The sequence below is a fragment of the Acinetobacter sp. CFCC 10889 genome, from assembly GCF_003268395.1.
Taxonomy (GTDB): Bacteria; Pseudomonadota; Gammaproteobacteria; order Pseudomonadales; family Moraxellaceae; genus Acinetobacter.
Genome location: NZ_LQXQ01000222.1, coordinates 1 through 235, shown reverse-complemented (window position 1 = coordinate 235; position 235 = coordinate 1). Strand labels below are relative to the sequence as shown.

1 protein-coding gene is annotated in these 235 nt (G+C 43.4%); it reads right to left on the bottom strand.

Annotated elements, in window-relative coordinates; genetic code table 11:
• A partial coding sequence (locus AVJ19_RS21420) for a transposase (protein WP_171251730.1) occupies window positions 1-212 on the bottom strand: 212 nt, incomplete at its 3' end.
• Window positions 213-235: the final 23 nt, after the last annotated feature.

Here is a 235-nt window from a genome sequence, read left to right as displayed (position 1 = left end):
CGTAAAGACAGACGGAATAAGGATTTAATCATTAAGCAGCATTGGATGGCTGCGTCGGAGTAGGTTTGATTTCGCCCTTGTTTGCCTTTTGATGGCGCATACCATTGCGTAGCAGGATCAAACCAAATGGCAATATTTCCGCGACTCATAAGTGCTCGGTTATATGCGGGCCAATTGGTTGTGCGGTAGATTTTGTGTGCAGGCTTCTTCATTTGAAAATTATATCGCTGAAAAA